The 24625-nt window shown below is 68.8% G+C and carries 21 protein-coding genes; 10 read left to right on the top strand and 11 right to left on the bottom strand.

The window, feature by feature from the left end:
• Positions 1-63 precede the first annotated feature (63 nt).
• Positions 64-339 (top strand): hypothetical protein, encoded by a 276-nt coding sequence (locus ACWEO7_RS22590; RefSeq protein ID WP_452425882.1) that lies wholly within the window; start codon positions 64-66, stop codon positions 337-339.
• A gap of 49 nt (positions 340-388) precedes the next feature.
• On the opposite strand, the gene ACWEO7_RS22585 is transcribed toward ACWEO7_RS22590, so the two are convergent.
• Positions 389-1561, bottom strand: a complete 1173-nt coding sequence (locus ACWEO7_RS22585; protein WP_452425880.1) for a glycosyltransferase family 4 protein — start codon at positions 1559-1561, stop codon at positions 389-391.
• 115 nt (positions 1562-1676) lie between these two features.
• Here ACWEO7_RS22585 and ACWEO7_RS22580 point away from each other — a divergent pair, with 115 nt between their 5' ends.
• Positions 1677-2462 (top strand): class I SAM-dependent methyltransferase, encoded by a 786-nt coding sequence (locus ACWEO7_RS22580; RefSeq protein ID WP_452425878.1) that lies wholly within the window; start codon positions 1677-1679, stop codon positions 2460-2462.
• On the opposite strand, the gene ACWEO7_RS22575 is transcribed toward ACWEO7_RS22580, so the two are convergent.
• Positions 2459-2770, bottom strand: a complete 312-nt coding sequence (locus ACWEO7_RS22575; RefSeq protein WP_355071348.1) for a hypothetical protein — start codon at positions 2768-2770, stop codon at positions 2459-2461. The two genes, ACWEO7_RS22580 and ACWEO7_RS22575, sit on opposite strands and share 4 nt — an antisense overlap.
• A 209-nt stretch (positions 2771-2979) precedes the next feature.
• Between ACWEO7_RS22575 and ACWEO7_RS22570 the strand changes: the two genes are divergently transcribed.
• Complete coding sequence (locus tag ACWEO7_RS22570) at positions 2980-4425, top strand: aldehyde dehydrogenase (RefSeq protein WP_452425876.1); 1446 nt, start codon at positions 2980-2982, stop codon at positions 4423-4425.
• On the opposite strand, the gene ACWEO7_RS22565 is transcribed toward ACWEO7_RS22570, so the two are convergent.
• Positions 4426-4629, bottom strand: coding sequence for a hypothetical protein (locus tag ACWEO7_RS22565; RefSeq protein ID WP_450017866.1), 204 nt, complete (start codon positions 4627-4629; stop codon positions 4426-4428).
• A 344-nt stretch (positions 4630-4973) separates the two neighbouring features.
• A complete protein-coding gene (locus tag ACWEO7_RS22560; protein ID WP_452425909.1) occupies positions 4974-5930 on the bottom strand; it encodes a GlxA family transcriptional regulator in 957 nt (318 codons plus the stop codon).
• Positions 5931-6033: 103 nt separating this feature from the next.
• On the opposite strand from ACWEO7_RS22560, the gene ACWEO7_RS22555 reads away from it, so the two are divergent.
• Together ACWEO7_RS22555 and ACWEO7_RS22550 are read left to right on the top strand one after the other, a co-directional pair.
• Complete coding sequence (locus ACWEO7_RS22555) at positions 6034-6786, top strand: phosphohydrolase (protein WP_452425874.1); 753 nt, start codon at positions 6034-6036, stop codon at positions 6784-6786.
• Positions 6787-6825: 39 nt separating this feature from the next.
• Positions 6826-7590 (top strand): hypothetical protein, encoded by a 765-nt coding sequence (locus ACWEO7_RS22550; RefSeq protein ID WP_452425872.1) that lies wholly within the window; start codon positions 6826-6828, stop codon positions 7588-7590.
• Positions 7591-7729: 139 nt separating this feature from the next.
• Here the strand turns inward: ACWEO7_RS22550 and ACWEO7_RS22545 are convergent, their stop codons facing one another.
• From ACWEO7_RS22545 to ACWEO7_RS22530, 4 genes are all read right to left on the bottom strand, one after another.
• Positions 7730-9562 carry a phosphoenolpyruvate carboxykinase (GTP) gene (locus tag ACWEO7_RS22545; RefSeq protein WP_452425871.1) on the bottom strand — a complete coding sequence of 611 codons (1833 nt, stop codon included), beginning with the start codon at positions 9560-9562 and terminating at the stop codon, positions 7730-7732.
• 218 nt (positions 9563-9780) lie between these two features.
• Positions 9781-11361 carry a hypothetical protein gene (locus ACWEO7_RS22540; RefSeq protein WP_452425869.1) on the bottom strand — a complete coding sequence of 527 codons (1581 nt, stop codon included), beginning with the start codon at positions 11359-11361 and terminating at the stop codon, positions 9781-9783.
• Positions 11348-12481, bottom strand: a complete 1134-nt coding sequence (locus tag ACWEO7_RS22535; protein ID WP_452425867.1) for a hypothetical protein — start codon at positions 12479-12481, stop codon at positions 11348-11350. The genes ACWEO7_RS22540 and ACWEO7_RS22535 overlap by 14 nt, the downstream gene beginning before the upstream one ends.
• Before the next feature lie 69 nt (positions 12482-12550).
• Positions 12551-13333 carry an SDR family oxidoreductase gene (locus tag ACWEO7_RS22530; protein WP_452425865.1) on the bottom strand — a complete coding sequence of 261 codons (783 nt, stop codon included), beginning with the start codon at positions 13331-13333 and terminating at the stop codon, positions 12551-12553.
• 151 nt (positions 13334-13484) lie between these two features.
• Between ACWEO7_RS22530 and ACWEO7_RS22525 the strand changes: the two genes are divergently transcribed.
• Genes ACWEO7_RS22525 through ACWEO7_RS22510 form a run of 4 tightly spaced genes read left to right on the top strand, consistent with a single transcriptional unit; the run spans position 13485 to position 19442 of the window.
• Positions 13485-14831: a lipase family protein gene (locus tag ACWEO7_RS22525; RefSeq protein ID WP_452425864.1), complete on the top strand. Its 1347-nt coding sequence runs from the start codon at positions 13485-13487 to the stop codon at positions 14829-14831.
• Between the two features lie 59 nt (positions 14832-14890).
• Entirely contained in the window at positions 14891-15703 is an 813-nt protein-coding gene (trmB, locus tag ACWEO7_RS22520; RefSeq protein ID WP_355071330.1) for a tRNA (guanosine(46)-N7)-methyltransferase TrmB, read from the top strand.
• Entirely contained in the window at positions 15700-16428 is a 729-nt protein-coding gene (locus ACWEO7_RS22515; protein WP_452425862.1) for an NYN domain-containing protein, read from the top strand. The genes trmB and ACWEO7_RS22515 overlap by 4 nt, the downstream gene beginning before the upstream one ends.
• Positions 16428-19442 carry an MMPL family transporter gene (locus ACWEO7_RS22510; RefSeq protein WP_452425860.1) on the top strand — a complete coding sequence of 1005 codons (3015 nt, stop codon included), beginning with the start codon at positions 16428-16430 and terminating at the stop codon, positions 19440-19442. The genes ACWEO7_RS22515 and ACWEO7_RS22510 overlap by 1 nt, the downstream gene beginning before the upstream one ends.
• A gap of 333 nt (positions 19443-19775) precedes the next feature.
• On the opposite strand, the gene ACWEO7_RS22505 is transcribed toward ACWEO7_RS22510, so the two are convergent.
• Positions 19776-21398, bottom strand: a complete 1623-nt coding sequence (locus tag ACWEO7_RS22505) for a DUF2339 domain-containing protein (protein ID WP_452425859.1) — start codon at positions 21396-21398, stop codon at positions 19776-19778.
• A gap of 836 nt (positions 21399-22234) precedes the next feature.
• A complete protein-coding gene (locus ACWEO7_RS22500) occupies positions 22235-22702 on the bottom strand; it encodes a hypothetical protein (RefSeq protein ID WP_452425858.1) in 468 nt (155 codons plus the stop codon).
• 357 nt (positions 22703-23059) lie between these two features.
• Between ACWEO7_RS22500 and ACWEO7_RS22495 the strand changes: the two genes are divergently transcribed.
• Positions 23060-24250 (top strand): helix-turn-helix domain-containing protein, encoded by a 1191-nt coding sequence (locus tag ACWEO7_RS22495; RefSeq protein ID WP_450022146.1) that lies wholly within the window; start codon positions 23060-23062, stop codon positions 24248-24250.
• Here ACWEO7_RS22495 and ACWEO7_RS22490 read toward each other — a convergent pair.
• Positions 24247-24615, bottom strand: a complete 369-nt coding sequence (locus ACWEO7_RS22490) for a MerR family transcriptional regulator (RefSeq protein ID WP_452425856.1) — start codon at positions 24613-24615, stop codon at positions 24247-24249. The genes ACWEO7_RS22495 and ACWEO7_RS22490 overlap by 4 nt on opposite strands.
• Between the last annotated feature and the right edge of the window lie 10 nt (positions 24616-24625).

Below are 24625 nucleotides of genomic sequence, written 5' to 3'. Positions count from 1 at the left end.
ACCGGGACTGCCGGGCCCCGACGCCTCGGGTAAGTGCCACTGTTCGAACCCCTAGCACGCGATGTGCTCGCTCAGCTCGATAGCGTCGAGGATCGGCTGATCACGGTGATCGGCGGACTCGGCATCCGCTTGTCTGCATACCTGCCTGCGCGCACGTTCGAACTCGCGGTGCACAGCCTCGGCATCGCCGCCGACGCCGCCTTCACCCTGCCCCGGCCAGGTGCTCGAAAGGCGACAGTGCCGGCACCGAAGATCGCACTCGCCACTGGCGACGGCTCCACCCTGCTGACGGCTTCGACCGGCAGAGGCCCGCTGCCCGAGGCAGCCTCAGTCGTGTGACCTGGCGAGCGGCGCGAAGCCCGGATACCGGTCGCCGGCTCCGCCGATTTCAGTCCACCGTTCGCGGCGCGATCAACCCGCTCGTGTGCTCGCCGCGGGCGGCCGCCGCCAGTACTTCGTAGACTCCGTTTCCGGTTTGCTCCCAAGAGAATTCGCGCGCGCGGGCGCGGGCTTTCTCCCCCATGACCGTGCGTGCGCCTGGATCGTCCAGCAGGTCGCCGACGGCGTCGGCCAACTGGGCGACGTCGTCGACCAGGATTCCGGTGGCGCCGTCAACGATGGAATCGGTGAGCCCGCGCGAGCTGCGGTAGCCGACCGTCGGAACACCGTGCTGGGCCGCCTCGATCACCGCCAGCCCCCACCCCTCCTTCCGGGAAGGCAGCACGTGCACCCAGGCGCGCGCGAGGAGTTCGTGCTTGCGGCGCTCGTCCACGTGCCCATGGAAGGTGACGGCGTCGGCGATACCGAGTTCGCGGGCGTTGTCCCGCAAGTTGTCCGCCCACCAGCCGCCGCCGATCACGTCGAGGCGCAGACCCGGGATGCGGTCGCGTAGCCGGGCCACGGCCGCGAGCGCGTCCTCGATCTGCTTGTGCGGCACCAGACGGGACAGCACCACGACAGTTGGTGTGGGAGTGCGGGTTTCCGCGGCGCCGGTGGGTGCGTCCACTGGAACAGGTTCGGCCCCGTTGCGAACCACCGCGATTCGGGAGCGGTCCACACCGAGGGTGGCCAGCTCTTCCGCCGACGGCAGTGAAACGGTCAGATATTGATTGCGGCGGTGCACGCGGGGCGACAGCCACGACTCGATCCACCAGCCGACGCGGCCGACCAGCCGGCCCGCGACCGGCCACTGCTCCCGGTGACCGTGGTGCACCAGCACCACCGACGGGGCCGCGGTGACGGCGGTGGCGAAGAACGGTATGCCGTTCTGGGTGTCGATCACCGCGTCCGGCCGCACGCCGCGCAACGGGCCGAGACCGATCCTGCCGAGCAGGAGCGCGGCCAGCGCCCGCGGGTACACCGTGTAGCGTCCGCCCGCCCTGCTGATGGTGATGCCGTCGACGTGTTCGCGCCGCGCCGCCCCCGAATAGCGCGCGGTACGGAGGGTTACTCGAACCCCGCGCGCCGCGAGTTGCGCGCCGACCTGCTCGAGGTACCGCTCGCTGCCGCCGCCCTGTGGGTGCCCGGTGTCGCGCCAGCAGAGCAGGAGGACTTCGCGCACGGTGGAGCTTCTCTCGGTCAGTAGGTCCCGGTGGGAATGTCGGATGTCGCGCTACACCCTATCCCGAGCACCCGCCCGAGCAGGCCGGCATCGGGGTTGTGCGAGACTCGGCGCCGTGCTCAAAGCCGCGAAGACGCCGACACGCAGGAGTTCGCCTCGGTTCGCCCGCCGGGCGACCTTGCGCCGGTCGCTGCGACTGCTCGGCAGTTTCCGGTTCGAGCAGACCGACCCGGCCCTGTTCTACGGGGGTCTGGCCGCCGACAGCGCGGCGCTGATCGCGGACTTCTACGCCGATCTCACCGGCCGGTCGCTGGACGGGGCGACGATACTCGACGTCGGCGGCGGTCCGGGCTACTTCGCGGACGAGTTCGCCCGTACGGGGGCTCGCTACATTCCGGTGGAGCCCGACCCGACGGAGATGCACGCCGCGGGCCTTTCCGTGGCGGGCGCGGTCCGCGGGTCCGGGATGGCGCTGCCGTTCCGCGACGACGCGGTCGACATCTGTTTCTCGTCGAACGTCGCCGAGCATGTCTCGAAGCCGTGGGTGATGGCCGACGAGATGGTGCGGGTGACCAGGCCGGGCGGACTGATGGTGCTCTCCTACACGGTGTGGCACGGCCCGTTCGGCGGCCACGAGACCGGGCCGTGGCACTACCTCGGTGGCGAGTACGCCGCCCGGCGGTATCGGCGCAAGCACGGGCGCGAACCCAAGAACAGGTTCGGGACGTCGCTGTTCGCGGTGCGGGCCGCTGACGGATTGCGCTGGGCGGAACGTACTCCGGCCGAGGTGCACACGGTCTTCCCGCGCTACCACCCCCGCTGGGCGTGGTGGTTGATCCGGGTGCCGATGGTGCGTGAGTTACTTGTTAGCAATCTGGTCGTGGTGGCAACCAAAAGTTAGCCGAAGTAAGGCTCCAGCCATCCGCGGCGCCAGTGCCGCTTCCCGCAGGGAGCGTGCACGGGCTCGCTCCACGGCGATTCGCGCATAGCCAACCCGACGGTCTCGAGCGTGGTGAGCCCGACCAGGTCGGCCAGCATCCCTACGGCGGCAACCGCCTCCGCGGCCTGCATAGCCGCCGTCGCCTGCTCGATCGTCAGGGTGCGTCCAGGTAGGAAGGAGACCACCCACCCGCCGCTGCCGACACTCTTAGCCTGATGCTCGGTTTGATCACTGGTCATCAGCGACCGGCCGATCACTTGCACCGCCATGACTCGGACTCCCCAGTTTGCGGTAACGATTCGGTAATGGAGCGAGCTGATATGTCGATACAGCATCCCCCCTCCAGCAACAGAACGCAATAGTGCGTTCTGCGAAAAGCGAACCGAGAGGTCGGAATTCACACCGGCCAGGCCGCCGTCGCGCCACAAAACTGGAACAGGTTACAGACAATGCGGGGGCAAAACTGTAACGTGTTCTCATGCACTACGACAGCTTGTTCATCGGCGGCCGCTGGACCGCGCCAGCCACCGCCGAGCGCATCCAGGTCATCTCGCCGGCCACGGTCGAGCCGGTGGGCAGCGTCCCCGCGGTGAGCCGGGCCGATGTCGACGCCGCGGTCGCCGCGGCCAGGCACGCCTTCGATCACGGACCGTGGCCCACCACGTCTCCGAAGGAGCGAGCCGAGGTACTCACCCGCGCCGCCCGGCTGATCGAACAGCGTTCCGCCGATCTGCTCGCCGCGCTGACCGCCGAGGTCGGCGCACCGCACATGATCGCGATGACGCTGAACCAGCTGCCCGCGGTCGCCGCACTGGACGCCTACGCGGCCCTGGCGGAGTCTTTCCCGTGGTCGGAGACCCGGGTGGGTGGATTCGGCACCACGCGGGTCACCCGCGAGCCGCGCGGCGTCGTCGCGGCGGTGACCGCGTGGAACGTCCCTCTGTTCCTCGCGGTCAACAAGCTCGCGCCCGCCCTGCTGGCCGGTTGCACCATCGTGCTCAAGCCCGCCCCGCTGACTCCGCTCACGGCGAACCTGGTCGCCGACATCTTCACCGAGGCTGGCCTGCCCGAAGGCGTGCTCTCGGTGCTGCCCGCCGAGCCCGACGCGGCCGAGTACCTCGTCTCACACCCCGGCGTGGACAAGGTGACCTTCACCGGAAGCACTGCGGTCGGCCGCAAGATCGGTGCCATCGCCACCGGTCAGCTCAAGAGCGTTTCGCTCGAACTCGGCGGCAAGTCGGCCGCGATCCTGCTGCCCGACATGGACGTCGCGGCCAATATCCCGGTGCTCGCGTTCTCCGGCCTGATGAACAGCGGGCAGGGCTGTGTCGCGCAGACCCGCATCCTCGCCCCGCGCAGCCGATACGACGAGATTCTCGACGCGCTGGTCGAACACGTGAAGACGATGAAGGTGGGCGACCCGAACGACCCGAGCGTGCAGCTGGGTCCGCTGATCTCCGAACGCCAGCGCGACCGGGTCGAGGGCTACATCGCCAAGGGCAAGGCCGAGGGAGCGCGACTCGTGCTCGGCGGCGGGCGCCCGGAGGGGCTGGACCGGGGCTGGTTCGTCGAGCCGACGATCTTCGCCGACGTGGACAACAAGTCGACCATCGCCCAAGAGGAGATCTTCGGGCCGGTGCTGTCGGTCATCCCGTACGAGACCGAGGACGAGGCCGTGGCCATCGCCAACGACTCGGTCTACGGTCTCGCGGGCTCGGTGTGGACGACCGATATCGAACACGGCGCCGAGATCGCGGCGCGGGTGCGCACCGGCACCTACGCGATCAATTGGTACGCGTTCGATCCGAGTTCGCCGTTCGGCGGTTATAAAGCCTCCGGACTCGGCCGCGAGAACGGCCCGGAGGGTCTGGATTCGTTCTGCGAGCAGAAGTCGCTGCTCATGCCGCTCGGCTGGACCGGCTGATCACTCCGGCGGCATGACCACCCGCAGCAGCGGAGCACGGTTGCCGTAACGCCGGGGTGGTGCGTCGACGATCTCGACGCGCCACCCGGGCGGCAGCACCGCGCGCAGCCGTCCCGCGGCCCGGCGCAGCGGCGTACTCACGGTCTCGAACTCGAATTCGGCCACCATCGGGGCAACCGACGTCGTCATCTCCGGATCGGCCATGCTCCATCCACCTCTCGCGTCGATCTCGCCGTGCGCCGCGGCATCGCGGGTCCGATATCGGTAGGGAAGTCGTTCAGTCGATCAGTTAACCGCCAGTAATCCGACTGGGTGATGCGGAAGGAAGAACACGCCAAGCATAGGTTACGAATACACGAAATCTCTCGACAAGATCATTACCCCCTTTCCCATCCGGCTAAACCGATCGGTCCGTGGGAATTTCGCGAGCTCGAGTGTGATGCGGGACACCAATCCGACCGCCGGAGTCCCGAGTGCCGGGGTCGGCACAACGGAATCATCGCCCCCGCAATGCTATTCGCCGTACCGGGCACTTCATCCCGGTGCGTTCACCGGCCCAGCGACCGGCGATACGCGGCCGGTGTCGCGCCCGTCGCCGCACGCAGGTGCGCCCGGAGCGCGGTGACGCTGCCGAACCCGGCCTTCACCGCGACGACTTCCACTGGCAAACGCGTGGTTTCCAGAAGTTCGCGCGCCCGTACGGTGCGCTGGGCATCCAGCCACCGCCGCGGCGTGGTGCCGACTTGCGCCTTGAAACGGCGGATGAAGGTGCGCTCGCTCATCAGCGCGTGCGCGGCCAGGGCCGAAACATCCACCGCCGCAGCTGGTTCCGCCACCGCCCAGGCCAGCGTCGCGGCGAGACCGCCATCGGTACGCGCGGCGGGCGCGTCCGGAATGTATTGCGCCTGACCGCCTTCCCGGTGCGGCGCGGTCACGTTCCACCTGGCCAGCTCCGCCGCCGCGTGCGCGCCCAGCTCGCGGCGGACGATGTGCAGGCACAGATCGAGACCCGCCGACAGCCCGGCCGACGTCAGCACGTCACCGTCATCGACGTAGAGGGCCGTCGGGTCCAAACGCACCGCCGGATACAGCTCGGCGAACTCGTCGCAGTAGGCCCAGTGCGTGGTCACGCGTCGTCCGTCCAGCAGCCCGGCCTCGGCCAGAATGAACGCGCCGACGCAGATGCTCACCATGGTCGCGCCCCGCGCGGCCGCGCCGCGCAATGCGGCGAGCGCCTCCCGTGGGGTGGGCAGTGTCGGGATACCGATACCGGGCACGACGACGACATCGGCTTCCGCCAACGCCTCCAGCCCGTGCTCCACGCGCAATTCGAAGCCGTTGGGTGTCCACACCGGCCCGGGACGCACCCCACAGGTCCGCATCTCGAACCCGTACGGTTCGCCGGTCTTACCCGGCCCGTGGCGGAACGCCTGAACGGCACAGGCCAGGTCGAAGGCCATCACCCCGTCCAGCGCGAGCGCCACGACTTGCTTCATCGTCCCCAGTTTGGCACGAATCCGAGCAATACTGTCATTTCCGCCACTCGCCGCGGATCCGGACTCACGCTTGACTTCAGTGCACACCGAGTTCCGACCAGAAGGAGGAATCGTGGCCGCACCGACGGGCCTCGACTGGGCATGGGCCACCCGCACCGGGGGCGCTCTGTCGAAAGAGCAACGCCGCGCGTTGGCCGTCGCGACCGCCCGCACGCTGCCCGCCATGGCGCCCAACCGGCTCCGGCTGGCACTGGGCAGGCGGGGGCGTGGGAGGCTGGAGTTCGCCGGTCTGCGGTTACCCGACTCCCAGCTCGCGGTCGCGGCGGAGACCGAGGCGCGGGAGTCGCTGTCGCCGCACGTGCTGAACCATTCGCTGCGGACCTACTACTTCGGACGGGTCCTGGCGGATCTCGACGGCGCAGCCTACGACGACGAACTCGTCTACGTCTCCTGTCTACTGCACGACCTGCAACTCGAACATCCCACGCCCGGACGGTGTTTCGCCGTGGTCGGCGGCGAGCGGGCGGCCGCCGTCGCACTGGGCGCGGGTGCGCCGCCGGAACGGGCCGAAGCGATCGGCGCGGCCATCGCCGCCCACATCACGCCCGGGGTCGCCGATAATCTCGGCGACCCCGGCGGCTTCGTCTCCGCGGGAGCCTCGGTGGACGTACTCGGGACGCGACTGGCGGAACTGGACCGCGAGTGGGTCGCCGAACTGCTGCGGCGACACCCGCGACTGGAGTTCGCACGGCATGTCGTCGCCGCATTCCGAGCGGAAGCGAAGGCGATGCCGAAAGGCCGGATTCATTGGCTCAACAGGGCGGGTTTCCTGGCCATGATCCGAATGTCCCCGTTCGCCGAATAACGAAGCCGCCCCGTCAGACCGATCGGTATGCTCGATGTTATGAACGGTGTCACCGGCATCGCAAGCGCACGGCACAAGCTTGCTCGCGCGGTACACCACATCAATGACCTCGAACGCATGATCTCGGAATACCAGGACGCGAATCAGGTCGAAGTCCGGGTCGACCTTTCCCCGAGCCCGGAATACGAGAACGAGATCGATTGCCAGGTAGCCGCGGTGAGCGTATCCGAGGTGCCCGACGAGTGGGGACTGATCACCGGTGACGCGCTCACCAACTCGAGGGCCGCGCTCGACCACGCCGTCTACCCGCACGCGGAGCATTTCCCGATCTTGCTGAGCAGCACGGACAGCAGGGGTGAGGAGATATGCGTTCCGGAAATATTCGACGCCACGACCACAGCCATAATTCTCCGCCATCAGCCATATAACGATCCGCAGCCGACGCATCACCCACTCGGACTTCTCCGCGAACTCGTCGACCGCGACGCACACCGCCGGGTGCTCGTCACCAACTCCTTCAGGACCGAGCTGATTTTCGCACCATCGGATGACTACGAAGTCGTGGATATTCCAGGACTGGCAGTCCACGAACTCGTACCGGGAGCCGTTTTCAAACATTTCCGTTTGAGGCTTCGCCCCGGGTTCACACAGTCTCAGCTCACATTCGACAACCGGCTCGCGGCGACCGTCGTCGTCAATGTTCCGGACACAGATGACGATGTGCCGCTCGTCGCCGGCATGAGGTCTATTCACACACGAGTGTCGGAAATCCTGGATCAACTCGAAGCCGTCGGGATCCTGTAACCGCCCCCGTCCTCGGCAGCCATGATCCACGTCATGCAGGCCGGAGACGGCGAGCCGGTACGGAAACGTCTGTCGCGCAAAACAAATCGCCCGCACCATCTGCCGGATGGTGCGGGCGAATGCTACTTTGGGTGGAGTGTCAGCCCAGACGCTGCTTGAGCGCCTCGAACTCGTCACGCACGCCGGAAGGCAGCTTGTCACCGACGAACTCGAACCATTCTTCGATCAGCGGGATCTCCTTGCGCCACTCGTCGGCGTTCACGACGAGCGCTTCGTCGACGTCCTTGGGATCGACGTCCAGCCCTTCCAGGTCGAGCTGCGCGGCGGTCGGCACGTTGCCGATCGCGGTCGCCTCGGCGTGGGCGGAACCCTCGATGCGGCCGATGATCCACTCCAGCACGCGGGAGTTCTCACCGAAGCCGGGCCACAGGAAGCGGCCGTCGTCGCCACGGCGGAACCAGTTCACGTAGAAGATCTTGGGCAGCTTGGCCGCGTCGGCGTTCTTGCCGACGTTGATCCAGTGGCCCAGGTAGTCGCCGACGTGGTAGCCCATGAACGGCAGCATGGCCATCGGGTCGCGGCGTACGGTGCCGACCTTGCCCTCGGCGGCCGCGGTCTGCTCGGAGGACAGCGTCGCGCCCATGAACACGCCGTGCTGCCAGTCGAAGGACTCGGTGACCAGCGGAACGGTGGTCTTGCGACGGCCCCCGAACAGGATCGCCGAGATCGGCACGCCCTGCGGGTCGTCCCACTCCGGCGCCAGGATCGGGCACTGCGCCATCGGCGTGCAGTAGCGCGAGTTCGGGTGCGCGGCCAGCGTCTCGGTCTCCCGCCGGTACCAGTCGTTGCCCTTCCAGTCGATCAGGTGATCGGGCTCGCCTTCCAGGCCCTCCCACCAGACGTCGTTGTCGTCGGTCAGCGCGACGTTGGTGTAGACCGTGTTGCCCGCCTCCATGGTGGCCATGGCGTTCGGGTTGGAGCTGCGGTTGGTGCCGGGCGCGACGCCGAAGAAGCCGAACTCGGGGTTCACCGCGTAGAGACGGCCGTCCTTGCCGAAGCGCATCCAGGCGATGTCGTCGCCCAGGGTCTCCGCGCGCCAGCCCGGCACGGTCGGCTGGATCATCGCGAGGTTGGTCTTGCCGCAGGCGCTGGGGAACGCGGCGGCGATGTAGTAGGCCTTGTTCTCCGGCGAGATCAGCTTCAGGATCAGCATGTGCTCGGCCAGCCAGCCCTCGTCGTGGGCCATCGCCGAGGCGATCCGCAGCGAGTAGCACTTCTTGCCGAGCAGCGCGTTGCCGCCGTAGCCGGAGCCGTAGCTCCAGATCTCCCGGTCCTCGGGGAAGTGGGTGATGTACTTGGTGTCGTTGCACGGCCACGGCACGTCGGCCTGACCGTCGGCCAGCGGCGCGCCCACGGAGTGCAGCGCCTTCACGAACGGGCGGTCGGCGCCCAGCTTCTCCAGGGCGGCGGCGCCCATGCGGGTCATCACGCGCATCGACACGACGACGTACTCGGAGTCGGTGATCTCGACGCCCAGCTTCGGGTCCTCGGCGCCGAGCGGGCCCATGCAGAACGGCACCACGTACATGGTGCGGCCCTTCATCGACCCGCGGTACAGCTCGGTCATCGTGGCGCGCATCTCGGTCGGGTCGACCCAGTTGTTGGTCGGGCCCGCGTCGGCCTCGGTCTTCGAACAGATGTAGGTGCGCGACTCCACCCGGGCCACGTCGGAGGGATCGGAGAGGGCGAGGAAGGAGTTCGGCTTCTTCTTCTCGTCCAGCCGCTTGAACGTCCCCGCCGCGACGAGCTGCTCGGTGAGCCGCTCCCATTCCTCGTCGGAGCCGTCTGCCCACACCACTTGATCCGGCTGGGTGAGTTCGGCGACTTCTTGTACCCAGGCGAGTAGTTCGCTGTGCTCGGTCGGCGCCTTGCCGTCGGATCCACGAAGACCAGGAATGGTCGCTGACGTCATGAAAACTCTCCTGAGATGGGCGGCTGTTCGATGCTCCGCCGCCTGGCCCTAGGCCCATGACCAGCGCGAATGCACCGAGCGCCACCGTTGGCGGGAAGGCGCCCGTTCCGACCGGTCGAACGCGCACCCCAGGAGGGCGGCAGATCAGGACTTAGCGGACGCCCAAGTTCCTGAATAGAGGTTAACGCGATGTGACGGCCGGTACGGTATCGGGTTCCTCACTGTGTACCCAATCGGTCGTTCGTTTCAACAGGCGAGATCCAGCGATCGAGGATCCGGACGTCGCGCTCGCATGCGGCGAGCTGCCCCGGCTGCTCGGCCGCCATCCGGCGCAATTCGGTCTCCAGCCGGGCCACCCTGCGATCCGTCTCGACCATTCGCGCGGTGCTTGCCTGGACCACGTGATCGGCCAAAGTGGTCTCCGCTTCCACGAGTGCGGTCACCACGCGCTGCTCGAGCTGCGCTTTTACGTTGACCAACGCGTCGGCGACCCATTGCCGGATGTGCGCTCGATCGGCCAGCTGGCGGCGAGCCCGAACCACCCACGCCGCCGCACCGCCGCCGAGCAGCAACGTTACCGGCACGCTCGCGACGTCGAGGGCCGATACGAGGGAGAACGGAGCAACCAGCAAGCGACCCAGACCGACACCGGCCGACGCGCCGAGCGCGATCATAAGGTGATCTTCGACACCCCGGTGGCGTGGCTCGGGATCCGGGCCGACCCTAGGGGCCGGGTCGCGCCGCCGCGTCGGCGAACCCCGATCCGTGCTCTCGATCCGGGCGCTCAGTTCGGCGATGCGCTGGTCGATGACGTGGTCGAGGGCGCCGGTCAGTTCGGTGACGGACTGCTGTAGCCGAGTGGGGTAGCCGCCGAGCTCGGCGGGCCGCAGCCGGTCCAGCTCGGCGCGCACGGCCGTGTGCAGCGCCCGGATGCTCGCGCCGATCTCGGTCATCAGGTCCACCCGGGCCAGGTGCAGCTGCCCGCGCAGGGTGGACATCGCGGTGGCGCGCCCCCCGTCGCGACCGGCCAACAGGAGGGCGCGCTCCTCGCGCAGCCGAGCCGCTTCGGCGCCGGAACGCAGCACCGCCACCTGTTCGGCCACCCGTCGGCGCGTGTCGGCGAGGACCCGGCCGGTCACCGCGCCCGGCCGGTCACCGCCCGCGGCGGCTGCCGCGGTGAGCCGCGCGTGCAATGCGCCGACACCGGAGCGATCGAGCAGTCCGGCGTCGCCCGCGGTGCGTGCGGCGGCCGCGAGCCGCGCCGAGACCGGCACGATGTCCAGATCGCCCGCGCCCGACGCGGCGAGCAACTCCAGGTCGCGCTCCCGCACGGCGTGCCAGTCCCGGTGGGCGTGGACGCCGTTCATGGCGAGCAGCAGGCGGGCGCCGTCCGCGCGCAACCGATCGACCACCCCGAGCGTGTCCGCGCCGATGATGGTGCCCGCGTCGAGCAGGATCAACGCCACGGCGGGCGGGGTGGACTCCGATACGGCGTCGGCGCGGGGCTCGGACAGCGTGAGGCGCGGTTCGAACCGGGCCAACTCGGTGCGCAACAAGGTCGTGTTGACGTCGGCGGGGCCGATCACCGTTACCGCACGAGCGCCACCGGAGTCGTGCACCGCGCGCAGCAGCGCCATACCCTGCGGATTCCATCGCTCCACCACGGCCGCGAGCTCGGGGACGAGCGCCGCGGGGCGCTCGGCTTCGCCGTCGGCGGAGTCGCCCCCCGTGCGAGAAGGCGGATCCACCGCGGCAGCCGCACTCGCCGACGCCGATTCCGGCGGCTCAGAGACCGGCACTGCTCATCCGTTCCCATAGTCGGACGTACCCGTTGTGCACCCGCAACGCGGCGCGGCGGGCGGCCGGGGGCATATCGCTGGTGACGACGGCGTGCCAGCGCGTGGCACGGGCGAGCGCATCGTCGGCGTCGGAAGGCGCGGGGGCGGGATACCCCGCGGCGAGATGGGCCACTTCGGGCCCCGCCAGGCCCGCGCAGAGCCCGAGCCAGACGGCGTCGTCGCTGTACAGATAGGACTCCAGGAGGTCGCGCGCCCGGCCGCCCTCCTCCGGGACCGCGCGGGCGGCGAGCCGGGCCAGCTCGTCGAGCAGCTCGCCGCCGCGCAGCGCGGACACCTGTTCGTAGCGGCGGTGCAGCAACTGGTGGAGCGCGTCGATGCCGCTGGCCGCATGCAAGATCTGCAGCAGCGCCTGCGGAGCGAGATCCGGATCGTGCCGGAGGGCCGTGCACGCGCAGGCCACGCCGTACAGATCCCAGCGGCGCAGCAGTTCCTCGCGCTCGGCGGCATCCGGCCCCGGTGCGACGAAGAGGTCCGGCGCGAGGAGCAACGCGGGGTCGGCTTCGGTGGCGAGTTTGCGCAGTAGGTCCAGCTCCGCGCCGGTCAGCGCGCCCGCCCTGGTGCGCATCGCGAGCGAGGCGACCACCGGAACCACCGGAATCCGCAGCCGGCTGCCGTACTGCTGGGCCGCGGCCACGGCATCGCCCCAGCGAGAGCCGATCGCGTCGGCTTTGTTCAGCACCGCGATCGTGCGCTGTGGCGGCAGCGTGGCCAGCACCCTCCCATCGGCGGGCGTCGGCGCGGCCGACAGCACGTAGACGACGATGTCGGCGTCGAGGTCGGGGTCGGGCGCATCCGGCCGGTCCACCGGATCGGTCTCCACCGCGGACATGAGCGCGAGCGCGTGCAGCACCGTTGTCCGCCCCGCGTGCGCGCGCCCGGTCACCTGGATGCGCGGCGGTTTGCGCCATGCGCTGACGGCCGCCGCCGCGGCGTACCCGGTCTGCGGATCCCGCCCGGTGCCGAAGCGCAGCTCGGCGAGCATTTTGTCGAGCTGATCGTGCGCGGACGTCGGCACGCCGCGCTCCCGCAGCGGCCCATCGGAATCAGTGGCTGTCGGCATGCTGCACACACCCCCTTTTACGGTGCGCAATTGTGTCAGAAGTCGGCTCGCCGGGCAGGTTCGACGGGCTCAGCTGCCACTGAAGTATTTGTTGGCGGTGCGCACCATCCAGTTCGGCGCGTACTTCCCCACCGTCGCGAGCAGCTTCGCCTGCGTGCCGATCTCGTAGTGCACCTTCGGCAGCCGGGCGCGCTTGCGGGTGCCCTCCCAGATCCCGGCCGCGACGTCGTCGGCGGTCAGCCGCACGCCCAGCGATTTCGTCGTCCCGGTGGTCACGCCGTCCACCATGGCCGTGGCCACGAACAGCGGCCAGATCGCGAGCACCCGGATGTCGTGGCGCTCCCATTCCAGGTCGAGCGCCTCGGTGAAGCTCTTGACGGCGGACTTGGTCGCACCGTAGCTCGCGAGTTCGGCCTGGCCGTAGATCGCCGAAGCCGAGCACAGGTTGACCACCTGCGCGCCCGGCGTGTCGCGCAGGTACCGGAACGCACTGTGTGTCCCGGTGAGCACGCCCACCACGTTGACCTCCACGATCGCCCGATGGGCGGCGATGTCGATCTCCTCGAACGGCCCCGCGCGCAGGATCCCGGCGTTGTTGACCAGGATGTCCAGTCGTCCCGTCGCGGCGTGGAACTCCGCGAGCCGCTCCGCCCACTGCGTGGCGTTCGTCACATCGAGTACACCCGTGTTAACTACGCCACCCTTGGCTGTGATATCACCGGAAAGCCTGGTCAGCCCGACTTCATCGATGTCGTAAGCCCCGACTTGGTATCCCTGCGCAGCGAAAAGCAAGGCCGTGGCCCGCCCGATGCCCGCCGCCGCGCCGGTGATGAATACTGTCGGTCTGCTCATGCCGGGGAGTCTAGTGCCGGGAACGCCGTGTACCGCGGGGTTCCCAGACGCCCGGTCGGTCACTTACCCTGCAGAAGTGGTCGGCACCATAACCGGTGCGCAGCTTGAACTTTCGCATGCGGCAACCGACCTCGAAGATGAGGAGGTTGCGATGACCGCGAATGTCATCGGCGCTGTCGACCGGGAGCCCGCCTGTCCCGCGGACCGCAAGCCCTTGCTGCCCAGCACGGACCCGTTCCATCGACCGCCGAAAGGGTTCGCGGCCAAGGCGCCGGGCACCATCCTGCGCAGCAGGAAGATCGAAGTGGCGCTGTTCGGAATTGTCCCGCAACAGGTCTCGGCCTGGCAGTTACTCTACCGCAGCTCTGATCTGCACGGGGCGCCGGAAGCGGCGATCACCACCGTCCTGCTTCCGATCGGCGCGGCACCGGACGAGGATCGCCCGCTGCTGGCCTTCCAGACCGCGATGGACGCCGTGACCGAGAAATGCTCGCCGTCCTACGCGCTGCGTCACGGCTCGCGGGCGCTCGGTTCGATCACCCAGTTCGAATGGCTCCTGGTCGCGAACGCGCTGCGGCGCGGCTGGGCCGTGAGCATCGCCGACCACGAGGGACCGCACGGGAACTTCGGCGCGCCGCGCGAGCCCGGCTACCGCGCGCTCGACGGCATCCGCGCCGCCCTGCGCTTCGACCCCCTCGGGCTCGGCCCGGAAACCCGCGTCGCGGTGTGGGGCTACTCCGGCGGCGGCATGGCCAGCTCGTGGACGGTCGAGATGGCCCCGACCTATGCCCCCGAACTCGACATCGTCGGCGCGGTGCTCGGCGCCCCGGTCGGCGATCCGCGCCAGGTCTTCGACCGGCTCAACGGCACGCCCTTCGCGGGTCTGCCCGCCATCGTCATCGCCGCCCTGCGCAGGCTGTATCCCGCGTTGAGCTCGCTGATCGACAACGAGCTCAACCCGGACGGCCACCGGTTCGTCGTCCGCGCCGAGAACGCGACGCCGGTCGGCGCGATCCTCGGGCTGGCGGGCAAGAAGGTGGACGACTTCCTCGACCGCCCGCTCGCCGAGGTACTCGACACCCCGGAGCTGCGGGCGATGTTCGATGATCTGCGGCTCGGCAATACGACGCCGGCCTGCCCGCTGCTGGTGGTGCAACCCATTCACGACCAGGTCATCCACATCGAGGGCATCGACGGACAGGTGGCCCGCTACCGTCGCGGCGGCGCCGCGGTGACCTACGTTCGCGACCGGCTCAGCGAACACTTCTCGCTGCTGCCGCTGTCCACGCCGATCAGCCTGGACTGGCTGGCCGACCGGCTCGCCGGGCAACCGGTGAGCGACGCGGGCGACAGCACCGTGTGGTCGGTCGCGGCCTCACCCTCGGGCGTGCGCGGACTGCTGGAGATGGCGGTGACCGCGGCCAAGGTCGCACTCGGAAGGCCGCTGCGTCAGCAACGGCCGACCGAGCCAAGGATCGCGCCCGCGCGCGCCGCCTGACCTCCTGCTCAGCGGCCCGTGCACGACCGCTTGCCGCACTGGTCGCCGGATGCTGGACAATGGACGCCGTGAACGACGCCGCGAACCATACTGCCGAGTCAGTTCCGGGCCCGCCGTCCACAGCTTCGGCTCCGGCCGAGGGCGGGCCCAGGCACAAGACCGGCTCCCGCCTGTACCCACGAGTCACCAGCTTCCGGTCGCGCAGGGGCGCGCTGACCGCCACCCAGCAGCAATCCTGGGACCGGATGTGGCCCTCGATCGGCCGCGAGGTCGCCGACGAGCCGCTGGACGCCGCCGCCTGGTTCGGCCGCGACGCTCCGCTGGTCATCGAGATCGGCTGTGGCACGGGCACCGCGACGGCCGTCATGGCGCAGGCCGAACCGCACCTGAACCTGATCGGCATCGAGGTGTATCAGCCCGGCCTGGCGCAGTTGGTGCAGCGCGTCGAGCGCGAAGGGATCGAGAACATCCGCCTGCTGCGCGGCGACGCGGTCGACGTACTGGAAAACATGATTGCCGAAGAGTCGCTGACCGGCGTCCGAGTGTTCTTCCCCGACCCGTGGCCGAAGGCGCGCCATCACAAGCGGCGGCTGCTGCAACCCGCTACGGTCGCGCTGATCGCCAACCGCCTGAAGCCGGGCGGTGTGCTGCACGTCGCCACCGACCACGCCGGCTATGCCGAGCACATCCACGCGGTCGGCATGGCGGAGCCCCTGCTCTCGGGTCTCAACGAGGCGACGGGCGGTGTCAGCGCGGAGCATCGCGCCACCGCGCCGATCGGTTTCGAGCGGCCCGTCACGAAATTCGAGGGCAAGGCACATCGCGCCGGTAGCGCCATCACGGAGCTCATATGGGGGAAGATCGACCGATGAGCGTCAGTGAAATGGCCCACGAAGTAGTCGATGTTGCCGGGGAGGTGCACGGCGGCGGAGCGGAAGGTCTGGGCAGCGCGGGGCCGGACGTGCGCCGCGTCCTGTTGGTGTGGGACGCCCCGAACCTCGACATGGGCCTCGGCGCCATTCTGGGCGGTCGTCCGACCGCCGCCTACCGACCGCGGTTCGACGCGCTCGGCCGCTGGCTGCTGGCCCGGACCGCGGAACTGTCGGTGGGCGCGGTGCATCGGGTGGAACCCGAGGCCACCGTCTTCACCAACATCGCGCCCGGCACCGCCGACGTCGTGCGGCCCTGGGTGGAGGCGCTGCGCAACGTCGGCTACGCGGTCTTCGCCAAACCGAAGATCGACGAGGACTCCGACGTCGACGCCGACATGCTGGCGCATATCGCCTTACGCAGCCGCGGAGCGGGCTTGGCGGGCATCATGGTCGCCTCCGCCGACGGCCAGGCGTTTCGCGAACCGCTGGAGGCGCTCGCCGCCAAAGGAGTGCCGGTTCAGGTGCTCGGCTTCCGCGAGCACGCGAGTTGGGCCGTCACATCCGATACTCTCGAATTCATCGACCTCGAGGACATACCGGGCGTGTTCCGTGAACCGCTGCCCCGGGTGAGCCTCGACTCGCTGCCCGACGAGGGTGCCTGGCTGCAGCCGTTCCGGCCGCTGTCGGCACTGCTCACCTCTCGCCCCGCCCAAGGAGTCGCTTAGTGTTCACACGCTGGGGCGATCTGGTATACCGGCTGCGATTCGCCGTCATCGGCGTGGTCGTGGCCGGTCTTCTGGCTCTCGGTGGCTACGGCCTCGGGTTGGAGGACCACCTCAGCTCCAGCGGGTGGGATGATCCGACCTCGGAGTCGGCGCGCGCGGCGCGAATCAAAGACGGTGCGTTCGAACGAGATCACAAATCCGACGTCATCGTGTTGTACACGGCGCCGGACGGCAAGACCATCGACGATCCGGAATTCAGCGGCAAGATCCTCGACAATCTGGCGAGTCTGCCCCGCGAGCATCCCGACGAGATCACCCAGATCAACGGTGTCTACTGGCGGAACAACGCGAACATTCCGGTCCAGGCCTCCGTTTTCGGCTCCAAGGACAAGAAGTACGCCTTCGCCTCCGTCGCCATCAAGGGCGACAACGACACCGAGATGGTGCGCAACTACCGGAAGGTGAAGAACGTCTTCTTCATTCCCGGCGTGGATGTGCAGGTGACGGGTCTGCAGGCCGTGGCGGGCACGCTGAACGACACCATGGCCGACGACCAGAAGCGCATGGAGATCCTCGCCATTCCGGCGGTGGCCGTGCTGCTGTTCTTCGTCTTCGGCGGCATCGTCGCCGCCGGATTGCCGCTGATCGTCGGCGGTCTCACTGTGATCGGCGCATGGGGCATCGTCCGGTTCATCACCGAGTTCGCCGAGGTGAATTCGTTCGTCTCGCCGGTCGTCTCGATGATCGGCTTGGGGCTGGCCATCGACTACGGCTTGTTCATAGTGAGTCGTTTCCGCGAGGAACTCGCCGAGGGATACGACACCAGAACGGCCGTCCGCCGAACGGTGATGACCTCGGGCCGCACGGTGGTGTTCTCCGCCACGATGATCGTCGCCAGCCTCGGCGGCATGTTGCTGTTTCCACAAGGCTTCCTGAAATCGGTGGCCTACGGCGCCATCGCGACGGTCTCGCTCGCGGCGCTGACCTCGATCACCGTGTTGCCCGCCATGCTGTCGGTGCTGGGCAAGCGGGTCGACCTGCTCGGCCTCAAGCGGTTCCGCCAGACCAAGACCGCGGATGAGGTGGAGAACGGCATTTGGGGGCGCTCCACCCGCTGGGTGATGAAGCACCCGCTCAAGATCGCGATCCCGCTGTGCATCCTCTTGCTGCTGCTGATCATCCCGGTCAAGAATCTGAGCTTCGGCGGTATCAACGAGCGGTATCTGCCGCCGGACAATCCGACCCGCTTGGCGCAGAAAGAGTTCGACACGATCTTTCCGCTGCGCAAATCGGATCCGATCGAACTGGTTTTCCTAGTCGACGATCCCAGCCGCGCTCCCCAGGTAGCCAAGGTGGTGAAGGAGGCGAGCAAAGCGCCCGGGCTGGCCGGCGAATTCGCTTATCCGCCCAGCACGGCTCCCAACGACAAGACCATCTACAACACGTCCGTCACCCTGACCAATTCGCAGGACGCCGATCCGACCATCGATTACCTCCGCTCGCTGGAGTTGCCCGACGGCGTCACCATGCTGGTGGGCGGTCAGCCGACGATCCAGAAGGACAGCATCAACGCGCTGCTGGGCCGGATGCCTTTGATGATCGCGCTCGTCTTGTTCGTGACGACGCTGCTGATGTTCCTGACCTTCGGCTCGCTGGTATTGCCGATCAAGGCCGCGCTGATGAGCGCCCTCGGTCTCGGGTCCACGCTCGGCATCCTCACCTGGATCTTCATCGACGGCCACGGCGCGGGGCTGTTGAATTTCACTCCGCAGCCGATCATGTCGCCGGTGCTGGTGCTGATCATCGCGATCATCTACGGCCTGTCGACCGACTACGAAGTGTTCCTGATGTCGCGCATGGTCGAGGCGCGCGCCCAAGGCGCGAGCACCACCGAGGCGGTGCGGATCGGCACCGCGCAGACCGGCCGGATCATCACCGCGGCCGCGCTGATCCTGCTCGTCGTCACCGGTGCGTTCGCCTTCTCCGACCTGGTGATGATGCAGTACATCGCCTACGGCATGATCGCCGCGCTGTTCATCGACGCGACCGTGCTGCGCATGCTGCTCGTCCCGGCCACCATGAAGCTCCTGGGCGACGACTGCTGGTGGGCGCCTGCCTGGATGAAGAAGGTGCAGGAGAAGGTCGGGCTCGGTGAGCCCATCCTCGATGACGAGCGCGTCGGCGGTAGCGATGTCGTCGACCTGGTGAAGACCACGCCGATCACCGATCCGGTGACCATGCAGATCCCCGCCGTCACCGCTGCCAACAAAGTGCCGCGCAGGCGCAAGCCGCGCACGGTCGCCGAGATCGAGGCCGAGGCGCCGACCAGGCGGCTGGACCGGGTACCTCCGTCGCCCGCACCGCCGCCGGCCCCCGCGCCGCCGCCGCTCGAGCCGGCCAGGCCACGCACGGAACCACCACGGAATCCCACACCACCGCAGGGTGAACCGATTCGCCCGCGGCGGATTTCGCAGGTTCCGAACGATCCTCGCTCGCCCGGCCAGGCGGAGCAACGGCCGCCGTCACCGCCCGTGCACCCGTCGCGACCGGTGCCGCCCTCCGGCCTGCCGCAGGACCCGAACGCATCGCTCGCCGGTGTGCCGTCGGTGACCCTGCCCGAGCACAGCCCGCGACCCGCCGTCTCACCGATCACGCCACCCGCCCCGCGCCCGACCCACGCACCGGAACCACGCCCGCTTATGGGCATCTCGCAGGAACACACCGTCGATCTCGCACAGCAGCGACCCGACGCGCCCGGTCCGGCGCGCCACCTGCCGCCCGAGGCTCCGGCCGCTTCCGACGGCCCCGCGCACCGCGCACCCGAACCCGAGGCCCCCGCGGAGCCGTACAACGGACCGGACACCACCAACCGCAGCAGCATCGAGAGCTGGATGGCCGAACTGCGCTCCTCCCGCCGCCACATCGGCCGGGCTCCCGAGGAAGGCAGGCACCACGGCGGCGACGGTCGCACGGTGAGCGTGAACGAACTATTGCGCCGCCGCGACCGCGAGTGAGCGGTCGCCACGGCAACGAGAAGCCGCCGCACAGTAGTCGTTGAAATCGACCATGGCCCAGCGGTTCCCGCTCAGCGCGCTGCGTAGCACCATCGGCCAGACCCTGCCGCGCGAGCTGTCCTGCGAGCAGAGCACGAAGGCGCTCGAGCACGCGTTCGCCTGTTCGTAGCCGCGCAGCACTCGGCCCAGTTCACAGCCCAGTGTTCGGCGGCGAACACGGTGCCGATCTCGCTCACGCGGTGCAAGCGATCGCGCAGCGATCTCTCGCGTTCGTACGTTCCCGGTGAGCGTGGCGACGATCTGGGCCACTGCGAAGACCGGGTCATGAGTAAGTCAGCTCGCTCGACCGGAGTCGTCGGGCTTTTCCGTTCGCTTCGTGACAGTCGTTGCGGTGCCATCAGGTGCGCTCCCCGTTCCCGCGTCGGCGAAGGCGCGGGCATAGCGGGTGCCTGCCAAGAGCAGCAGAATGCCGACCACGAGGAAGGCGGCGACGCGAACCAAGCCGCCCAGGGTGGCCAGGTCGAAGAGGAACAGCTTGGCCAGTGCGGCTGCCGTGACCAGTAATCCGGAACCCAAGGCGAGTTTGGCGACCGCGGGTGCGTCGGCGAGTTCGCGCAATCCGAACAGGAGAGCGCTGGTCGCGGCTGCCATCCACAGGATGGTCGCGGCGCTGTGGCCGAGGAGGAACCCGTTCGGCGTTCCGGTCGCGACGCCGAGGGAGACCGTCGTCGTGGTCACCGCGTAGAGTCCGGCGACGCTCGCGGCGATCCATGGCCACGCGCTGCCCGCGGCAGGTCCGGGCAATCGCCGCGCGCACCACATCGCCACCGCGGTCACCGCGAGGGCCAGCGTCGCGCCGAGCACGGTCGCCACGCCGAGGTTCGCCTCCGACCGATGTTCCGAGGCAAGCACTTCCGGGCTCGCGACATTCAGCAGCGCCATGCCGCCGAGCACCGCGAACGCCGCGCCGAGGCCAGCCGCCGGGCGGGACGTCCGCTGGCCCGCGACGCCGAGGAAGGCCAACGCCACCAGCAGCAGAGCCGTGGGCAAGGTCCGCGTCTCGGTAGCGCCGACACATGCCTCGAGCGCAGCGATCGAGCCGGCGATGGCGGCCGCGAGGGCCGTGTGCCCCGGGATCCGTACCAACTCGTTCACTTTCGGCGCCATGCTCACCGCGGCGAGGAGCAGGAGCACCGCGGCGGCGATCGACGCTACCGACACCGCGATGTGCCGTTCGGAATACATCCCCGGGGCGAGCAGCATCGGCACGAGCGCTGCCGCCATCGTCAGCGAGGCGGTGAGATCGGCCGGCCGGTGCCGGACGACGACGATCGTCCCGGTGATTCCGACCGACGCGACCGCCACCGCGGCCACGAGCACCCAACTGCGCTCTCCAGCGGCGGGAGTTCCGAGAACCGCACCCGCGACGAACGCGAACGTCGCCAGTGCGGCGGGCAATGTGCGCGTCACGTGCAGGTATGGCCAGTTGCGCGTCAATTGCACCGGTAGGCAAGCCAATTGCAACACGATCAGGAACGCGAGGAGTACCACCCGCGTGGTCATCACCGGAGAAAGCGCCGCCGCGGCGAGCACCACCAGGACCGCGAATGGCTGCGAGCGCCACCGCATCGCCAAACCGACGCCCGCGGTGGCGACACCGAAAGCGACGGCGAGCCCGAGTACCGGATGCAGCCAGTGGTAGATGGCGGTCACCGCGACGACATCGAGATAGGCGCCCGCGATGCCGGTGGCCGCCAGTGCGATACCGCCGACCCGCCCTCCGGTCCGCTGGAAGACTCGTATACCCGCAGCCAACAACCCAGCCGAGAAGACCGCTCCCGCAATCACTCTCGGCACCGGCCCGAAGAATCCGGCCTGCGCGGCCAGAACCAGGAGCATCGCGACGCCGATCAACGTCACCGCGACACCCGCCAGCGCCAAGATCCGGCTGATCACCCCGTCTCGCTGCCACCACGGCGTATGCGGCACCGGTGGCCCCGCGCGCGGTGGGATAGGCGGGCGAGGCGGCACCGCTCCGGGCATCGTTCCCCGCGCGTTCGGCGGCCACGGAGCGCCACCCCACGCACCGCCGTGCGGTGGGGCGAAACGCGGAACGTATGCGGGCTGCGGAGGGGGAACCGGAACACCGGCCGTCGGCGATTGTCCCGGCCAGGGCGGCGTAATCGGTGGTATCGCACCGGACGCCGCGTTTCCCGATCCCGCGAACCCGCCGCTGGCAAACGTATCGGCCGCACGCGACGACGACCCAGTGAACGCACCGCTGGCGTGTGCATCGGCCGCACGCGACGACGATCCAGCGAACCCACCGCTGACAGACCCTCCGATTCCACTCGACGATCCCGCAACCGGCCGTGCGGGCGCACCGGATTCCGTGGCATCGCCGAACGCCCGTCCGCCGGTCTCGCCGTGTGCCGACGGTTGCGCGATCGAATCGCGCGCCTCGCCGGACGCTGCCCCGCGCGGTACCTCGTTCCCGGGCGCTCCCGGCGTGTCGGATGAGGCCGGACGCACCGGGACACCCGCATCCGCGACGACCTGCTCATGTAGCACACGCAGATCCCGGCCGAGCACGCCCAGCTGCGTCCCCAGCGTCGTGAACTCGCCGGAGAGACGCGCGAGCAACGCCGGATCGATGGAGGTAGTCATGACTTCATGCTGGTCACCGCGACGCGCGCGAGCATGAGTAGTTACCCCTGGTAGACAGGCGGGTTCTACCCGCCCGACCGGCCCTCACCCGGAGCAGTCGGATGAGGACCGGTCGCGCCGAGTGGTCAGTGGGTGCGCAACCCGACGACCTCGTGCACCGCCTCGATCACCGCGGTGCGCGGCGGCATGCGCAGGACGCCCGGCGCAGGTTCGCCTGCCCAGTGCCAGCCCAGTGCCGAGTCGGAGCTGGGGAGCAGGATGATGCGACCGCCGGGAACCACGGTGACCCCGTGACCGGCGAGACAGCGCCGGACCGCGACCTCGACCGGCCGAGCTGGGCTCGGCGGCGTGACGAGAAAGGTCCACGTGCGCTCGCCCGGATCGGCGATCACGGGTGCGGTGTGGTTACGGTCCAATTGGACGAGCACCTTGCGACCGAGTTCCGGCGGCATGACGACCGCGCCCATGATGGAGCCGGTGGTTATCGTCGGGCGTCCGGCCAGCAACTGAACCGGAAGCCCGTAGGTATGCCGCAGCAGATGCGCGACTTCATGGGGGTCGTGACAGCCCTCGAACATCGCTTTACTCCGCATCGCAGTAGCCGAATTCGGTCGAAACGAGAGGCTTTCGGGGTAGCAACCCGCGCTGGTCGCGCATCCGTGTTCCAGCGTTCGCGGGCAGAGCGCTGACCTGGCGTACCGGTCGAATCGCGCTGTGGCGCGCCGGTCGCGTGGTCTGTGCACCAGGCCGCCACGCGCGATCGGCGCGCCCGGCCTGCAAGGTGTTCTTCGGCATGGTTTTCATTGCCGCCGCCCTTTGTAGTCAAAGTTGCAGAAAGGCAACGGTATTCCAACCAGCAGCGAACGAGTCGTACGCAATGTCCCACTTCGGTAGTCGCAGATAACATAGCGTCGTACTCTGAAACCCAGATTTAACAAAAGGACTTGGGTATGGACGAATCGTCGATCGGAGTTCGGATCCGCCAGTTCCGCGGGAAGGCGCTCACGCAGCGCCAGCTCGCCGATCAGGCGGGGGTCAGCGTGGATCTGGTGCGCAAACTCGAGCAGGGTGGCCGCCAAACCGCCTCCATCGCCAGCTTGCAGAAGATCGCGCGCGCCTTGGACGTGGATATCGCCGATCTGATCGGCAAGCGCCAAGGCGTGCCGTCCACCAATCCGGACGCGGGCATCGTGGCCATCCGCCGCGCGCTGACGCCGGTAGACGACCTGCTCGGCGAGACAAGGGAAGAGGAGGCGGTCAGCCTCGACGACGGACGGCGCTCGGTCGAATACGCTTGGGGCGCTTACTGGTCGGGCCGCTACGAGCTGCTGACCTCGATCCTTCCGCCGGGATTGACCCAGCTGCGCGCCACCGTGCACGCCGCGCGCAACGGTTCGGTCGCACCCGCCAACGAGTTGCTGGCCCGGATGTACTGGGTAACCGGATGCACGCTGGTGCATCTCGGCCAGACCGATCCGGCGTTCCTGGCCATCCGGCAGGCGCTCGCCGCCGCCGAGCTGGGCAACGATCCCCTACTGCTGGCCACCATCCGCGGTTCGGTGGCCTGGCAGTTGCTGGTGCAGGGCCGCTACGACGAGTCGCGCGGCGTGGCGCTGAACGCGGCCGCGACCCTGGAGCCCTCCGGCGACGTCACGCCCGCGCATCTGTCCGCCTACGGCTCGCTGGTGTTGCAGGGCGCGACCGCGGCGGGCCGGGCCCAGGACGTGCACGACGCCCTGTCCCTGGTGGAGGCGGCGAGCGAGGTGGCCCTGCGGATCGGCACGGACCGGCAGGATTACGAGACCTATTTCGGCCCTTCCCAGGTCGTCATGCAGACGGTCGATGTCAACATCTCCTCCGAGCGCTACCCGGAGGCGCTGGCCGCGGCCAAGGACATGCCGGTCAACGGCAGTCTCCCGCAGGCATCCCGGGCGCGGCACCTCGCCGACACGGCGGTCGCGCTGACCCGCACCGGCCGGCACCAGCGCGCGCTGGACGCCTTGCTCACCGCGGAACGGGTGGGCGGCGCGGACTGGCTGAAATACCAGTCGCTGCCGCGCCACATCGTGTCCGAACTGCTCGACCACGACCGCAAGGTGCCGCTGCGCGCGTTCGCCCGCCGGATCGGGGTCAACACCTAGCCCGCCGGTCGTTCCCCGGCTCGTTCGATCACCTCGTCCAGCACCTCGCGCGAGCGCAGGAGATCATTGATGGTGCGGGTGATCCGTTCGCGCTCGGTGTGCAACTCGTCGACGAGCGCGGGCGTGGCGTACTCGTTGGGACCGCCGTCCGCGTCGCGCATGCAGGGCAGAATTCGCGCGATCTTCTTGCTGGTGAGTCCTGCCGCGAGCAACTCTTGGATGTGGATGACCCGGTCCACCGCGCGCTCCGGATAGTCGCGGTGACCGCCGCCCGTGCGGTCGGAGGCCAGCATGCCCTGCTCCTCGTAATAGCGCAGCGACCGTTCGCTCACGCCGGTGCGCTGGGCGAGTTCCCCGATTCGCATCCGTCACCTG

The sequence above is a fragment of the Nocardia sp. NPDC004260 genome (assembly GCF_053603155.1).
Note: the sequence above shows the minus strand (reverse complement) of the source record. Positions and strands in the feature narration are given on the sequence as shown.

Coding starts and splice junctions, on each gene's coding strand:
- trmB (WP_355071330.1), top strand. CDS start 14,891: ATGGACGCCGTGAACGACGCCGCGAACCATACTGCCGAGTCAGTTCCG.
- ACWEO7_RS22575 (WP_355071348.1), bottom strand. CDS start 2,770: ATGGCGGTGCAAGTGATCGGCCGGTCGCTGATGACCAGTGATCAAACC.
- ACWEO7_RS22550 (WP_452425872.1), top strand. CDS start 6,826: ATGAACGGTGTCACCGGCATCGCAAGCGCACGGCACAAGCTTGCTCGC.
- ACWEO7_RS22495 (WP_450022146.1), top strand. CDS start 23,060: ATGGACGAATCGTCGATCGGAGTTCGGATCCGCCAGTTCCGCGGGAAG.
- ACWEO7_RS22565 (WP_450017866.1), bottom strand. CDS start 4,629: ATGGCCGATCCGGAGATGACGACGTCGGTTGCCCCGATGGTGGCCGAA.
- ACWEO7_RS22545 (WP_452425871.1), bottom strand. CDS start 9,562: ATGACGTCAGCGACCATTCCTGGTCTTCGTGGATCCGACGGCAAGGCG.
- ACWEO7_RS22525 (WP_452425864.1), top strand. CDS start 13,485: ATGACCGCGAATGTCATCGGCGCTGTCGACCGGGAGCCCGCCTGTCCC.
- ACWEO7_RS22570 (WP_452425876.1), top strand. CDS start 2,980: ATGCACTACGACAGCTTGTTCATCGGCGGCCGCTGGACCGCGCCAGCC.
- ACWEO7_RS22530 (WP_452425865.1), bottom strand. CDS start 13,333: ATGAGCAGACCGACAGTATTCATCACCGGCGCGGCGGCGGGCATCGGG.
- ACWEO7_RS22535 (WP_452425867.1), bottom strand. CDS start 12,481: ATGCCGACAGCCACTGATTCCGATGGGCCGCTGCGGGAGCGCGGCGTG.
- ACWEO7_RS22515 (WP_452425862.1), top strand. CDS start 15,700: ATGAGCGTCAGTGAAATGGCCCACGAAGTAGTCGATGTTGCCGGGGAG.
- ACWEO7_RS22490 (WP_452425856.1), bottom strand. CDS start 24,615: ATGCGAATCGGGGAACTCGCCCAGCGCACCGGCGTGAGCGAACGGTCG.
- ACWEO7_RS22500 (WP_452425858.1), bottom strand. CDS start 22,702: ATGCGGAGTAAAGCGATGTTCGAGGGCTGTCACGACCCCCATGAAGTC.